Source organism: Winogradskyella sp. MH6 (assembly GCF_022810765.1).
In the GTDB taxonomy this organism is placed as follows: Bacteria; Bacteroidota; Bacteroidia; order Flavobacteriales; family Flavobacteriaceae; genus Winogradskyella.
In genome coordinates, this window is sequence record NZ_CP094494.1 from 818,087 (window position 1) to 831,973 (window position 13,887).

Consider the following 13,887-nt stretch of genomic DNA (forward strand, 5'->3'; position numbering starts at 1 on the left):
CATTACATATTTAGGTATTTATCTAAGTACTGCGAACGGTCTTTTAAGCTTTCTATATATGAATCTTCTTCGTGACCCGAAACAATATTATAACTGTAGCGTCTAAAAGTTTGTATAATCTCATTAAGACTTGTATTTCCAATTTTTAAAGTAATCTGAACAAGGTCTGAACCCATCTTAGATATAAATGCACCTAGCAATTTTGCGTCATTAGACTCTACAATCTGACTAATTTCACTAAACGAATAATCATGAATACCTTTTTCTACAATTAGAATACCTCCTGGCTCAGCAAAAAAAGGTGTTTCATTAAATAGGTGTATAATATCGTTCAGCTCGTAATATCCTAAATATGAATTTTTCTCATCTAAAACCGGCATTATATTAGAGTCATTTTGAGCAAAAGCCTCAAGCACATCAAGCCAATTTGTTGTAGACCTAACAAAGAACCCTTCAATAGTATGACTACAATCGCTTATAGCTATAGTACTATCAAAACAATGCACATCAGTCTCTGACACACAGCCCATATACACACCTTCATTTTGTATTGGTATATGCGAATATGTTAGCTGATTAAATAGCATTTGTAAATCGCCTATTTTATCAGTAATCTTAAGTGGTTTTATATCGTTTATTACAAAATCCTGTAACTGCATATTTAGAGTTTGAATATCTTGCAAATTAATCAAAAATAACTACAAAAACCCAAGATGAGTTCTGTATTTTTGTTGTTTAAAACTTAAAAAAATGACAAAATTAAGTGTTAACATTAATAAGATTGCGACACTAAGAAATAGTCGTGGAGGAGATGTGCCGAGTGTGGTGCAATTTGCTAAAGACGCTCAAAGATTTGGTGCTGAAGGCATAACAATCCATCCAAGACCAGACGAAAGACATATTCGCTATCAAGATGTTTACGATTTAAAACCAGAAGTCACCACAGAATTCAATATAGAAGGTAACCCTATACCAAAGTTTATTGATATGGTTTTAGAAGTAAAGCCAACTCAAGTAACCTTAGTGCCAGATGCCGAAGATGCTATTACCTCTAATGCAGGTTGGGATACTGTAAAGCACAAAGATTTTTTAATAGATGTTATTAAAGAATTTAAAAACAATGGTATTAGAACTTCGATTTTTGTAGATCCAGATTTACACCAAATTGAAGGTGCCAAAGAAACAGGCACTGATAGAATTGAACTTTATACCGAAGCTTATGCAAACCAATTTAGCTTAGGAAACAAAGATGGCATAAAACCTTATATGGAATGTGCTGGTTTGGCAAACACCCTTGGCCTAGGTATTAATGCTGGCCATGATTTATCACTTGACAATATCAAATATTTTAAAGAGAATATTACAGGCCTATTAGAGGTTTCCATAGGACATGCTTTAATCTCTGAAAGCTTATATTTAGGAGCTAAAAATGTCATTAAAATGTATTTAGACAAACTAAAATGATTTTACACTCTAACATAATAGGTGAAGGCAGACCATTTATAATTCTTCATGGCTTTTTGGGCATGGGTGATAATTGGAAAACCTTAGCCAAACAATTTTCAGAATCTAACTACCAAGTCCATTTGGTAGACCAACGTAACCATGGTCGTAGTTTTCATTCAGATGACTTTGATTATGAATTAATGGCAGATGACCTAAAAGCCTATTGCGAAGAACATAACCTCAACGACATTATTCTGTTAGGACATTCCATGGGAGGAAAAACAGCAATGTTGTTTTCTACATTATATCCTGAATTGGTAAAAAAGCTTATTGTTGCAGATATTTCACCGCGTTATTATCCAGTACATCACGATACAATTTTAGAAGGTTTGAGTAGTTTAGATTTTTCTAAAATTAAAAGTCGAGGCGAAGCTGATAAAGCGTTAAGTAACTACATTAAAGACCAAGGCATTCGCATGTTCTTACTCAAGAATTTATATTGGGTAGAAAAAGGACAACTAGGCTTAAGAATCAATTTGCCTGTTTTAAAAGACAATGTTGCAGAAGTAGGCGAAGCATTGCCTATACACGCTACTTTTGAAAAAGACACATTGTTTCTGCGTGGAGACCGCTCTGAATATATTGGAGAACAAGATGAAGCAATAATTCATCGTCATTTTCCAAATTCAGAAATCGTTACCATTTCTAATGCTGGTCATTGGTTGCATGCAGAAAATCCAGAAGATTTTTATCAAGCTGTAATTAATTTCTTATATTAAGTGGACTAAAAAAACTTAATTGTATGAATCTTTTAATAAGACTTTTAATCAATGCCCTTGCTGTTTTTATTTTAGCACACCTTTTAGGTGGTGTTAAAGTAGACGGATACCTTGGCGCCATTATCGTTGCTTTTGTTTTAGCAATTCTCAACCTATTTGTTAAGCCTATTTTGATAATTTTTACGCTGCCAGTTACCATTTTAACCTTGGGATTATTTCTTTTGGTTATAAACGCATTAATCATCCTTTTAGCTGACAAATTAATTGACGGATTTGGCGTAAATGGATTTTGGACCGCCTTAATTTTCAGCGTTCTATTATCTATTCTGCAATCCTTTTTATACACCATTTTTAAAGAGCCAAAAAACGACTAAAAACCAATCGTTTAAACTATTGTAGGGTTGTGAAAAATATTGTATTTTTGCAGCCCAATTTTAGTTACTAAGCATAATGAATATTACAAGAGAAAACATCGACGCATTAAATGCAGTTGTAAAAGTAGATATCGCTAAAGAAGATTACAGCGATAAAGTTGAAAAAATCTTATCAGATTACCGTAAGTCTGCTAACATTCCTGGATTTAGAAAAGGCCACGTTCCTATGAGCTTGGTTAAAAAGCAGTATGGTAAAGCCGTATTGGTTGATGAGGTAAACAAATTACTTCAAGATGCCATAGGTAAGTATTTGGTTGAAGAAAAACTAGACGTTTTAGGTAACCCGTTACCAAAACAACAAGATGACCTAGATTGGGATGCTGATGCTTTTTCTTTTGAATTCGAATTAGGTTTAGCACCAGAATTTGATGTAAAACTAAAAGGCAAAAAAGCAATAACGCACTATAATATCGTTGCTGATGATAAAATGATTAACAACCAAGTTGAGCATATCCAAAAGCAATACGGTAAGTTAGTATCTCAAACCGAAGTAACTAAAGATTCTGAAATTACTGGAAAATTCACTAACGAAGAAGAAGGTATAGAGAGCGTTGCAACTTTAACTTTAGATAAATTAAAAGGAAAAACAAACCCTAAGAAATTTATCGGAGCTAAAGTTGGAGATGTTATTGAGTTAAAAACTAAAGGTCTTTTTAATGACGACCACGACTTAATGACGTTCTTAAAAGTATCTCACGATGATGCTCATGGATTAGATATTAATGTAAACTTCGAAGTTGCTGAAATTAACGAAAGAGAACTTGCAGATTTAGACCAAGAATTATTCGATAAGCTTTTTGGCCCTAAAGCAGTAACTTCTGTTACTGAGCTAAAAGATAAGATTAAGGAAGATTCTGAAAAGCAATTTGCACAACAAGGTGATCAGAAATTATTAAATGATGTTACTGAATACTTATTAGAAAGCACATCGTTTGACCTTCCTGTAGAATTCCTTCAAAAATGGATGCAAACAGCTGGTGAAGAACCAATGACTGAAGAGCAAGCTAAAGAAGAATATGAAAAGTCTGAAAAAAGCATGCGCTACCAACTTATAGAAGGAAAATTAATCACAGACCATAACTTACAAGTTCAATTTGAAGAATTGAAAGCTTACGCTATGGACATGATTAAAGGTCAAATGGCACAATTTGGTCAATTAAATCCTTCAGAAAAAGAATTAGAAGATATCGCAACTCGTATAATGTCTAATCAAGATGAGGTAAAACGTCTATCTGAGCAATTGATGAGCCAAAAACTATTAAACCTTTACAAAACCGAAGCAAATATCAAAACAAAAGAAATCACTTATGATGATTTTGTTAAAGAATTCTACAGCTAAGGTTATTGAATAAATTAGTATCTTTAAGGCGTAGAACTGAAAAGTTTTACGCTTTTTTTTTTAACAAAAAACAAATTGAAACTATAATGAATTACGGAAAAGAATTTGAAAAGTTCGCAATAAAAGATCAAGGTATCAATAGTGCTCATTATGACAAAATCATAACAAGCATGTATCCTACAAACCTTACACCTAACATTATTGAAGAGCGCCAAATGAACGCAGTCGCAATGGATGTGTTTTCGCGCCTTATGATGGATCGTATTATATTTCTAGGTACTGGCGTAAACGATCAAGTGGCAAATATCATACAAGCCCAGTTACTGTTTTTACAAAGTGTAGACGCTTCAAAAGATATTCAAATATATATTAATTCACCTGGTGGATCTGTATATGCAGGTCTAGGTATTTATGACACTATGCAGTTTGTAAAACCAGATGTTGCTACAATCTGTACAGGTATAGCTGCATCAATGGCAGCTGTATTATTATGTGCTGGTGAAAAAGGGAAGCGTTCTGCATTAAAACATTCTCGTGTTATGATACACCAACCGATGAGTGGTACGCAAGGCCAAGTATCTGATATGGAAATTGCTGTTAGAGAGACTTTAAAAGTTAAAGAAGAACTTTATAATATCATCTCTACACATTCTGGCAAATCATATGAGCAAGTTGAAAAAGATTCTGATAGAGATTACTGGATGCGATCTAACGAAGCTTTAGAATACGGAATGATTGACGAAGTTTTAGAACGCAAGTAAACAAACCAAATATCTTGCGACTAAAAACCCCTAAACAAGAACGAAAATTATGGCGAAAGAAGAATTAGAATGCTCATTTTGTGGTAGGAAAAAGTCAGAAACCAATTTATTGATTGCTGGACTAGATGCACACATCTGTGACCGTTGTATTGAGCAAGCGTATGGTATTGTTGTTGAAGAATCCAAACAATCGGGCAACTCAGAGCTTAGTGCAGAGTTAATGCTGAGAAAACCAAAAGAGATTAAGGCTTTCTTAGATGAATATATCATTGGACAAGAGTACACCAAACGCGTTATGTCTGTTGCTGTTTACAATCACTATAAACGTTTATTACAACCACCTTCTGAGGATGATATTGAAATCCAAAAGAGCAACATCATCATGGTTGGGCAAACAGGTACAGGTAAAACCTTAATGGCAAAGACAGTGGCACGAATGCTTAACGTACCTTTAGCCATTGTTGACGCTACTGTGTTAACCGAAGCAGGTTATGTAGGTGAAGATGTTGAAAGTATATTAACACGTTTGTTGCAAGCAGCAGATTATAATCTAGAAAAAGCTGAACGAGGCATTGTTTTTATAGATGAAATTGATAAGATTGCTCGTAAAAGTGATAATCCATCAATAACAAGAGATGTATCTGGTGAAGGTGTACAGCAAGCACTTCTAAAATTATTAGAAGGCACTGTTGTTAATGTTCCACCAAAAGGTGGTCGTAAACATCCAGATCAAAAGTTTATAGAAGTTAATACAGAGCACATTTTATTCATTGCTGGCGGAGCTTTTGATGGTATTGAGCGTGTAATTACCAAACGTCTTAACATGCAAGCCATTGGCTACAGTTCTATAAAAGATGATAATGTAGATGATAACAACATCCTTCAATATATTATTCCAAAAGACCTAAAAGACTTTGGATTAATACCTGAAATTATTGGTCGTCTACCAGTATTAACACATATGGATCCATTAGATGCTAATACACTCAGAGCTATCTTAACCGAACCTAAAAATGCCATTATCAAACAATACAAAAAATTGTTTGCCATGGATGAGGTTGATTTTACAATCACAGATGGCGCTTTAGACTATATTGTAGAAAAAGCTATTGAATACAAACTCGGTGCTCGTGGTTTACGTTCGCTTTGCGAAGAAATATTAACCGAAGCCATGTTTGATTTACCTGGTTCTGGAGAAACAAAACTAAATGTAACCAAAGCTTACGCTGAAGATCGATTAAACAAATCTACTTTAAAAAAGCTTAAGGCTGTGTCCTAACTGGAATAAGAATAATCAAAAAAAGAAACCACAATTTTAAAAATTGTGGTTTTTTTATTCTTAGGATTGATTAATAAATATTGCTGACAATATGTTATATAAAATAGTTAGGGTTTTTAATAAATAGCACATTTATTTACTGCTAATATAGAACCATCTTTTATTGTTAAAACCATTTCGACAAGTTTTTGGTTAAAGTCATTTTAAATCTCGTTGTATGAAAATTACTTGATGATTTTAACGACGAATGGCAATATTAAAAATGTTTATTTATTTAACCTTAATAACTCGTCAATATAATCTCTAGAGTTTGATAAACGAGGTACTTTGTGCTGACCACCAAGTTTATCGTTTTCCTTTAACCAATCGTAAAATAAGTTGGTACGTGCACAATGAATTTTTGGCTTGTTTAAAGTCATGTTATTGTAGCGCTTGGCTTCATAATCAGAGTTTAATGCCTTAAGCGCATTATCAAACAACTCTTCAAAATAAGACATGTTTTTAGGTGGTGTTTTAAACTCAATAATCCACTCATGCGCGCCTTTTTCTTTGCCTTGCATAAATATTGGCGCAGCTGTATAATCTACAATCTCAGCAGCCGTTCTTTTGCAAACTTTCTTTAGAGCATCTTCTGCATTTTCAATGATGAGCTCTTCACCAAAGGCGTTAATATGGTGTTTTGTTCTACCAGACACTTTAATTCTATGTGGTTTTAAACTCACAAATCGTATTGTATCACCAATTTTATAGCGCCAAAGACCAGCATTTGTCGTAATAATAACAGCATAGTTTTTTCCTAACTCTACTTCACTCAACGGAATTACTTTTTCATCTTTAGTGCCATAGGTATCCATAGGAATAAACTCATAGAAAATACCATAATCTAACATCAATAATAAATCCCCAGAATAGTTCTGATCTTGTATCGCAAAGAATCCTTCAGAAGCATTATAGATTTCATAATATTTAAAATCTTTTTTAGGCAATATAGACCTGTACTGTTCTATATAGGGATTAAAACTCACACCTCCATGAAAGTAAACTTCAAGATTTGGCCAAATATCAAAAAGGTTATCTTTTCCTGTTTTATCTAGTACGTTATTGAGAAGCACTAACATCCATGATGGCACACCAGCTAAACTCGTTACATTTTCTTCTATAGTTTCCGCTACTATAGCTTGCATTTTCGCCTCCCATTCACTCATTAAAGATACCTTGCTACCTGGAGTGCTGCTAAACTCTGCCCAAAACGGCATATTATCAATAAGAATAGCGCTAAGGTCTCCAAAAACAGTCCCGTTTTCTTTATACAATTCTTTGCTTCCACCTAAGCGAAGACTTTTTCCTGTAAACAACTGTGCATCCTCATTATTATTAAGATACATACACAACAAGTCTTTACTTGCTGCATAATGACAATCTTCTAACGATTCTGTACTTACCGGAATGAACTTGCTTTTAGAATTGGTTGTTCCACTCGATTTAGCAAACCATTTTATTGGTCTAGGCCAAAAAATATTCTGTTCGCCTTGTCTAGAGCGCTCAATTAAAGGTTGTACATCTTCATAGCTTACTACAGGCAAGCGCTCATTAAATTCTTTATACTTTTTTATTGAAGCAAAATCATACTGCTTACCTATCTCTGTATCCTTAGCAAATTTCAAAAGACTAAACAGCAATTCGTTTTGTACCTCGTTAGGATATTTTAAAAACAGATCTATTTGATGAAATCGCTTTTTTAAAAACCACGAAGCAATAGAATTTACAATAGGAATTGGCATGGATTGGTTATCTTTAACCGTTAAACGGTATTAGGCTATTATAAGTTTATTTTCAAATTTAATTTCTTGAAAATCCAAAAGCTAAATTTAATAAATTTCTTTTATGATTTATACAGGTGTCCTCACTAAAATGCAGACTGAATTTTTAGAACCAATTCAATATTACTTGGTTTTTGAGAACGATTTTATTCACATGAATCAACTCATCAACAAAACTATTGAAGTTAAGCATGTTGGGCATCAATGTTTGAGTTGTGGACTAGACAAACCTATTTATAGACAAGGGTTTTGTAAGAGCTGTTTTTTTGACAAACCTGTTGCTGGCGATTGGATAATGCGACCAGAATTGAGTACAGCACATTTAGGCAAAGAAGATAGAGATTTAGAATACGAAAAAAAGGTACAGTTACAACCACATATTGTATACTTAGCTAATTCTAGTAACGTAAAAGTTGGTGTTACCAGAAAAAGTCAAATTCCTACACGTTGGATAGACCAAGGTGCACATGAAGCTATTGAGATTGTCGAAGTACCAAACCGTTATTTGGCAGGCATTACTGAGGTTGCCTTAAAAGATCATGTCGCAGATAAAACCAATTGGAGAAAAATGCTAAAAAATGACAATGTAGATGAAGACTTAACCGAGTGGAGACAACGTTTAAAGATTTACATTCCTGATGAAGTTAAAGATTACTTTATAGAAAACAATACCGAGACTCACCTTCATTTTCCGGTAGAGCACTACCCTGAAAAACCTAAAAGCTTGAATATTGAGAAACAAGTAAACTACTCAGGCAAATTAGTTGGTATTAAAGGCCAATATCTCATTTTTGAAGATGATACAGTATTTAATATTCGAGCAAACGAAGGGCTTGTTGTAGATCTAAATATATTGTAAAACAGAATGTTAGGGTTGCGTTAAAAATTATTTTGTTCAGATTCTTATTATTAAATTTCAATAAAAAGAAGATGAAGCAGTCACCATTCCTCTACGTTGCAATTACAACACTACTATTAATAACCATAACTATTATGTGTTCTATGAATTTTCCGTTTAATTGGATATTCTACCTTACAGTTATTGGACAGATTCTAGTTGTTATTATGGTATATAAAGTATTAAAGGACAAGTACACAACCAACAAAACTTTTGAGCATTTTTATGAAGATCATCCAGTTGAACCTATAGAAGTTAGAGCTGAAAACGAAAACTTTAGATAATCTGTTTCTATTTGGATATAGAAAACGAAAAAAGAGCAACAATTTGTTGCTCTTTTAATATTGTAAAATAAAAAGCTAGAGACCTAGATGTTTTCTGCGTCTCTTAAACTCTGAATATATTCTGCTTTTTGAATCTCTCTTCTTCTCTTAACAGATGGTTTAGTGAAATAACGAGACTCTCTTAAGTTTTGCATAATCTGTACATTTCTGTGCTTACGCTTGTAACGCTTAAGAGCTCTTTCTATATTCTCTCCTTCTTTAATTTCGATTTTAATCATCTATCGCTAGTTTTTTATTATCTATATCTTGCAAATGGTCGGCAAATATAGGCCAACTATTTGAAAATAAAAAATTATTATTTAAAATTTTTAACTCTTTTATTTTAGCAAAAAACGAGTGGTTAACTAACCCAGATACGTCTTTAAGATTTTACTCTTACTTGCGTGGCGTAATCTTCTTATCCCCTTTTCTCTGATTTGTCTTACACGCTCTCTAGTAAGGTCATAAATACTTCCTATTTCCTCTAAAGTCATTGGTGGTTGATTACCTATACCAAAGTTAAGACGAATAACATCACTTTCCTTTTGAGTTAATGTATCTAAAGCACGCTCTATTTCAGTATTTAAAGATGCTTGCATTAAATCTTTATCTGGTCTTGGAGATTCACTCTCACTTACAACATCATAAAGACTAAAGGTTTCACCTTCTTTAAGTGGCGCATCCATAGATAGATGACGACCAGAATTCTTCATAGATTGTTTTACCTCTCTAGTACTGATATCTAATTCTCTTGCAATTTCTTCAGCATTTGGTGGTCGCTGATGAATTTGCTCTAAATGAGAAAATGTTTTGTTGATTTTGTTGATTGTACCAATCTTGTTTAACGGTAAACGTACAATACGGGATTGCTCTGCCAAAGCTTGTAAAATAGCTTGTCTAATCCACCAGACCGCATAAGAAATAAATTTAAAACCTCTAGTTTCATCAAAACGCTTTGCAGCTTTTACCAATCCTGCGTTACCTTCATTTATTAAATCTGGAAGTTTTAATCCTTGATTTTGATATTGTTTTGCTACCGAAACCACAAATCTTAAGTTAGCTGTAGTTAGTTTATCTAAAGCTTCTTGATCACCTTTTTTGATACGTTGTGCTAACTCAACTTCTTCGTCTGCTGTAATCAAAGGAATTTTACTTATATCTTGTAGGTATTTGTCTAGTGATTTGTCTTCTCTGTTAGTTACCTGCTTGGTAATCTTAAGTTGCCTCATGTAGTTTTCTGAAATTTTGTGAACCTATATTATAATCAAATATTTCAGATAACCAAAATTTTGTGGAATTATTAACACACTAAATACTGAAAACGAACCGTTTTAATCAGAATCAGTCCTTTTTTGTAGAATCTTGCGCCTTTTTATCGCTTTTCTTCTTTTTTCCATTTAGAATTCCACCTAAAACATTACCAACTCCTTCTTTAATTGCATCTTTAGGATCTTTCTTAGTGCTATCTGTATTAGCATTGGTAGAATCTGTTTTTGTGTCATTACTATTTCCTCCCAAAACATTACCTAACAAATCATTGATTTTATCCTTGCCCTTACCTACTAGTTTCTGTTTTTGAATTTCTATTAACTGACTGGTAAGACTAGAAACACCACTTGTTAAATCCGTTGAAATTAAAGGGCTAGAAAACGTACCTCCAATATTTGCCGTAACAGGAATTGAAATCTTGTTCACTTCTGAGTCATTAATCTGTCCAATCAATCGGTTAACATCGCTACCCAAATATTTTGCTGGCACTTGCAATACCGCACTATAATTCATTGTGTTTGAAAAACTATGCGAACCCGAAACCTCTATTGGAATATCCTTATATTTTAAAGTAAATGGTTTTACACTAACCTGTCCATTTTCAAAACTGAGTTTAGTTTTAATATCCTTTTGAAGCTGATTAAAGTCTATAAAATCTAATTTACTATCTAAACCAGACAGTAAAGGGCTTTTACTAACATCTACATTAGAAGTTAAAATTTCAGCCAAGGCATTACCTGAAATCGTGGCTAAATCTGGGGAGAAATTTTCATCTAAAAGACCACTTACATCAATAGTGGAATTTAATTTTCCTTGTACAACCTTTGCTATTGGAGCCAAAGCCTGAAGCATTTCCAGATCTTTAAAGGATTGAGAAATATCAAATTGCTGCATCGCTAATTTCATATCAAATTTTGGCTTAGCTTCTTTTGTATTTACATTACCTGAAATACCCAACTGACCATTGAACAAATCTGTAGTCATATTGCTTAAATTGGCATTTTGGTCTTTAATAGATAACTGCCCTTTTACGTTTTTTAAATTCAGGTTATCGTAAATAACAGTTTTAGCATTTGCCGTAATCGTACAGTCTAAAAAGTCTGGAATCTTGAGAGACTCTGAATCTGATGTAGTCTTATTAGATGTTTCTGTGGCAGACTCATCTTCAACCATAAAATCTGAAATTGCAAACGTATTAGAATTTACATTAAAGTTTCCTTGAAGCTTTTTATCGCTCAATAAAAATCCTAAAAGATTATTAATAGTACCTGTTGCCGAAAAATCACTTTTACCTGTCTGTGCATCAAAATTATTAAGGCTTACCGTACCAGGTTTAAAAGTAAGGTTAGCTTTATTTATTTGAATAGGATTTACAATATCTTCAGACGAAAAAACAAAATCTGTAACAGACACGCTTCCGTTGTTTTTAATACGTTGATATGCATTAGTTTCTATAGCATCCATATCGAAAGACGTATTCAACTTTCCTTTTAGAATTCCGCTTAACTGATTCTCTAATTCTACAGGATAGGCTTTGGTAATATTTGCTAAGTTTAAAACACCATCTAAATTAGCATTTACCAACATGTTGCCTGTTAAATTTTTAATATGAGCTTCAGATTTAAATACATCTTCATCAATTTTAAAGTCTAATTGGTCTATATCCACAAAGGTATCATCAACATTTCCAGTCGTGTTTTTTACAGATGCATTTATCATAATGTTTCTGACACTTTTTGGTAAATCTGGATATTTGAACGACGCGTTATCAGATTTCATATTGATATCTAATGTTGGTATAGTTTCCTCAGACACTAAGCCTTTAATAACACCATTGACTGTGAAATTTCCGGTTGTGTTTACGTTTTCTATATTCTTGGCATAGGCTTCTGGTATTACCGCTAAAAAATCTTTAAATGATGATTCTGGGTTTTTAAACGTAATATCTATTTGCTGTCCTTCATCTACCAATTGCACAAAACCTTCAAACTCTAATGGTAATGCATTAATGAAGCCTTTATTTTCCTTGAAAGTATATTTGTTTTGTTCCAAATCTAAACCAATTAAGGCGTCTAATTTTATACTATTATTACTAAAATACTGAGTACTATCCACAGACATACTAATTTTTGCTTCGGTTTTAGTATCCAATTCTGACTTTTCACCTGAAAAAATGCCTTTACCGTTATGGTTAACTTCTGTTGCGTATAAACTAGTATTAGATCCTTCGTCTATGTAAGTAAAAGCACTATTGTTTAGTTCATAGTTTTGAATATCGAAACTAAAGCCTGAAGATTGTTCTTCAGAATCAGATGCTGTTGAAGCGTCTTCATCTTGTTTTACGATATCGTAATTTGTAGTTCCGTTTTTATTGGTTTTTAGCGTTAACAACAGCTCATCTGCTATAATTTCGTTAACCACCAATGATTCGTCTGAGCCTTTAAATAACTCGCCAATAGGCATTTCAAAAGACAAGGCTTTTGCTGTAGCTAAAGTTTCATCCTTAAAAGGTGCTCTATTTACAATTTTAAGATTTTCTACACTAACTTCTGCATGAGGAAAACTAGAAATTAGGCTTAAACTAACATCATCAAAACTTAAATCTGCATCTAAATTTTCATCGGCATAATTTTGAACAATAGCATCTATCTTAGACTCTAAAACAAATGGCACTGCAATAAGAATAGCGATAAATATTAGTAAAATGATTCCGACAATCTTTAAAAATTTCTTCATGGTTGTAGTGTATAGCTTTACTTATTATACGCAAAGTTGGTAAGAAAAGTTGTGCTTTTAAGAAACTTTAGGAAGACTTTAATGATTTAATAACAGTTAGGTGAGATCAATTTCTTCGTTAACCTTAAGTTTAAATCTTCTTCTAAAGAGGTACACACCCAAATATAAAAACGGAGTATCAAAAAATGCCACTAAGACTTTGAACAAAAATCCGCTAATCAATAATCCTTTAAAGCTAGACCATGGTAAAACTTCAAAATAACACAACAGACTTATTATAGACAATGTATCTACAAACTGCGATATCCATGTAGAAAAATTATTACGCAACCAAAGGTGTTTTCCTTTTGTTAGGTTTTTCCAGAAGTGATAAATTCTAATATCTATAAACTGAGCAAATAAATAGGCAAACATACTAGACCCAACAGCTATTATAGTTTTACTAAAAACAAGCTTAAAAGTCTCGTTATTTAATGGCGAATTATCTAATGCAGGCACGCTATCTGCAACCAAAATAATACCAACCGAAAATAAGGATGCAAAAATACCTGCGACTACAATATCGTTAGCGCGTTTTTTTCCATAAATCTCACTGATTAAATCCGTAATCAAAAATGTAATTGGATAAGGCAGAATTCCTACCGAAATTTCGAACAATTTGCTTCCAAAAATCTCAACATCTACAGGATACCAATAGAAAAACTTCTGAAAAATGAGGTTAGATACCACCAAAGAGGTTATAAATAGACTTCCGAGTAAAAGATAGATGCGTTGGGCTAAAAACTTGTCTTTTAACGACATTA

The 13,887-nt window shown here is 33.0% G+C and carries 14 protein-coding genes; 8 read left to right on the plus strand and 6 right to left on the minus strand.

What is annotated here, in order from left to right:
* Positions 1–2: 2 nt before the first annotated feature.
* The gene (locus tag MST30_RS03770; RefSeq protein ID WP_243473073.1) at positions 3–659 is read right to left on the minus strand and encodes a CBS domain-containing protein; all 657 of its coding nucleotides are present in this window, start codon (positions 657–659) and stop codon (positions 3–5) included.
* Positions 660–750: 91 nt separating this feature from the next.
* On the opposite strand from MST30_RS03770, the gene MST30_RS03775 reads away from it, so the two are divergent.
* The 6 genes from MST30_RS03775 to clpX all read left to right on the plus strand — a co-directional run bounded on the left by MST30_RS03775 (position 751) and on the right by clpX (position 6,038).
* Entirely contained in the window at positions 751–1,464 is a 714-nt protein-coding gene (locus MST30_RS03775; RefSeq protein WP_243473074.1) for a pyridoxine 5'-phosphate synthase, read from the plus strand.
* Positions 1,461–2,225: an alpha/beta fold hydrolase gene (locus MST30_RS03780; protein WP_243473075.1), complete on the plus strand. Its 765-nt coding sequence runs from the start codon at positions 1,461–1,463 to the stop codon at positions 2,223–2,225. The genes MST30_RS03775 and MST30_RS03780 overlap by 4 nt, the downstream gene beginning before the upstream one ends.
* Positions 2,226–2,248: 23 nt before the next feature.
* Positions 2,249–2,599, plus strand: a complete 351-nt coding sequence (locus tag MST30_RS03785; protein WP_243473076.1) for a phage holin family protein — start codon at positions 2,249–2,251, stop codon at positions 2,597–2,599.
* A 76-nt stretch (positions 2,600–2,675) separates the two neighbouring features.
* Positions 2,676–3,998 (plus strand): trigger factor, encoded by a 1,323-nt coding sequence (gene tig / locus MST30_RS03790; RefSeq protein WP_243473077.1) that lies wholly within the window; start codon positions 2,676–2,678, stop codon positions 3,996–3,998.
* Between the two features lie 86 nt (positions 3,999–4,084).
* Complete coding sequence (clpP, locus tag MST30_RS03795; protein ID WP_243473078.1) at positions 4,085–4,759, plus strand: ATP-dependent Clp endopeptidase proteolytic subunit ClpP; 675 nt, start codon at positions 4,085–4,087, stop codon at positions 4,757–4,759.
* Positions 4,760–4,808: 49 nt separating this feature from the next.
* Positions 4,809–6,038, plus strand: coding sequence for an ATP-dependent Clp protease ATP-binding subunit ClpX (gene clpX, locus MST30_RS03800; RefSeq protein ID WP_243473079.1), 1,230 nt, complete (start codon positions 4,809–4,811; stop codon positions 6,036–6,038).
* Between the two features lie 266 nt (positions 6,039–6,304).
* Here clpX and MST30_RS03805 read toward each other — a convergent pair whose 3' ends face one another.
* Entirely contained in the window at positions 6,305–7,819 is a 1,515-nt protein-coding gene (locus tag MST30_RS03805; protein WP_243473080.1) for a GH3 auxin-responsive promoter family protein, read from the minus strand.
* Positions 7,820–7,922: 103 nt separating this feature from the next.
* On the opposite strand from MST30_RS03805, the gene MST30_RS03810 reads away from it, so the two are divergent.
* Both MST30_RS03810 and MST30_RS03815 read left to right on the plus strand, forming a co-directional pair.
* Complete coding sequence (locus MST30_RS03810) at positions 7,923–8,717, plus strand: DUF2797 domain-containing protein (protein WP_243473081.1); 795 nt, start codon at positions 7,923–7,925, stop codon at positions 8,715–8,717.
* Between the two features lie 71 nt (positions 8,718–8,788).
* Positions 8,789–9,040 carry a hypothetical protein gene (locus MST30_RS03815; protein ID WP_243473082.1) on the plus strand — a complete coding sequence of 84 codons (252 nt, stop codon included), beginning with the start codon at positions 8,789–8,791 and terminating at the stop codon, positions 9,038–9,040.
* A gap of 83 nt (positions 9,041–9,123) precedes the next feature.
* Here MST30_RS03815 and rpsU read toward each other — a convergent pair whose 3' ends face one another.
* The 4 genes from rpsU to MST30_RS03835 form a co-directional block, all read right to left on the minus strand.
* Positions 9,124–9,318 (minus strand): 30S ribosomal protein S21, encoded by a 195-nt coding sequence (gene rpsU / locus MST30_RS03820; protein WP_076619898.1) that lies wholly within the window; start codon positions 9,316–9,318, stop codon positions 9,124–9,126.
* Between the two features lie 126 nt (positions 9,319–9,444).
* Positions 9,445–10,308: a sigma-70 family RNA polymerase sigma factor gene (locus MST30_RS03825; protein WP_243473083.1), complete on the minus strand. Its 864-nt coding sequence runs from the start codon at positions 10,306–10,308 to the stop codon at positions 9,445–9,447.
* A gap of 112 nt (positions 10,309–10,420) precedes the next feature.
* Positions 10,421–13,084 (minus strand): AsmA family protein, encoded by a 2,664-nt coding sequence (locus MST30_RS03830; RefSeq protein ID WP_243473084.1) that lies wholly within the window; start codon positions 13,082–13,084, stop codon positions 10,421–10,423.
* Between the two features lie 96 nt (positions 13,085–13,180).
* Positions 13,181–13,885, minus strand: coding sequence for a queuosine precursor transporter (locus MST30_RS03835; RefSeq protein WP_243473085.1), 705 nt, complete (start codon positions 13,883–13,885; stop codon positions 13,181–13,183).
* Positions 13,886–13,887: the final 2 nt, after the last annotated feature.

Coding starts and splice junctions, on each gene's coding strand:
- MST30_RS03770 (WP_243473073.1), bottom strand. CDS start 659: ATGCAGTTACAGGATTTTGTAATAAACGATATAAAACCACTTAAGATT.
- MST30_RS03775 (WP_243473074.1), top strand. CDS start 751: ATGACAAAATTAAGTGTTAACATTAATAAGATTGCGACACTAAGAAAT.
- MST30_RS03780 (WP_243473075.1), top strand. CDS start 1,461: ATGATTTTACACTCTAACATAATAGGTGAAGGCAGACCATTTATAATT.
- MST30_RS03785 (WP_243473076.1), top strand. CDS start 2,249: ATGAATCTTTTAATAAGACTTTTAATCAATGCCCTTGCTGTTTTTATT.
- tig (WP_243473077.1), top strand. CDS start 2,676: ATGAATATTACAAGAGAAAACATCGACGCATTAAATGCAGTTGTAAAA.
- clpP (WP_243473078.1), top strand. CDS start 4,085: ATGAATTACGGAAAAGAATTTGAAAAGTTCGCAATAAAAGATCAAGGT.
- clpX (WP_243473079.1), top strand. CDS start 4,809: ATGGCGAAAGAAGAATTAGAATGCTCATTTTGTGGTAGGAAAAAGTCA.
- MST30_RS03805 (WP_243473080.1), bottom strand. CDS start 7,819: ATGCCAATTCCTATTGTAAATTCTATTGCTTCGTGGTTTTTAAAAAAG.
- MST30_RS03810 (WP_243473081.1), top strand. CDS start 7,923: ATGATTTATACAGGTGTCCTCACTAAAATGCAGACTGAATTTTTAGAA.
- MST30_RS03815 (WP_243473082.1), top strand. CDS start 8,789: ATGAAGCAGTCACCATTCCTCTACGTTGCAATTACAACACTACTATTA.
- rpsU (WP_076619898.1), bottom strand. CDS start 9,318: ATGATTAAAATCGAAATTAAAGAAGGAGAGAATATAGAAAGAGCTCTT.
- MST30_RS03825 (WP_243473083.1), bottom strand. CDS start 10,308: ATGAGGCAACTTAAGATTACCAAGCAGGTAACTAACAGAGAAGACAAA.
- MST30_RS03830 (WP_243473084.1), bottom strand. CDS start 13,084: ATGAAGAAATTTTTAAAGATTGTCGGAATCATTTTACTAATATTTATC.
- MST30_RS03835 (WP_243473085.1), bottom strand. CDS start 13,885: ATGTCGTTAAAAGACAAGTTTTTAGCCCAACGCATCTATCTTTTACTC.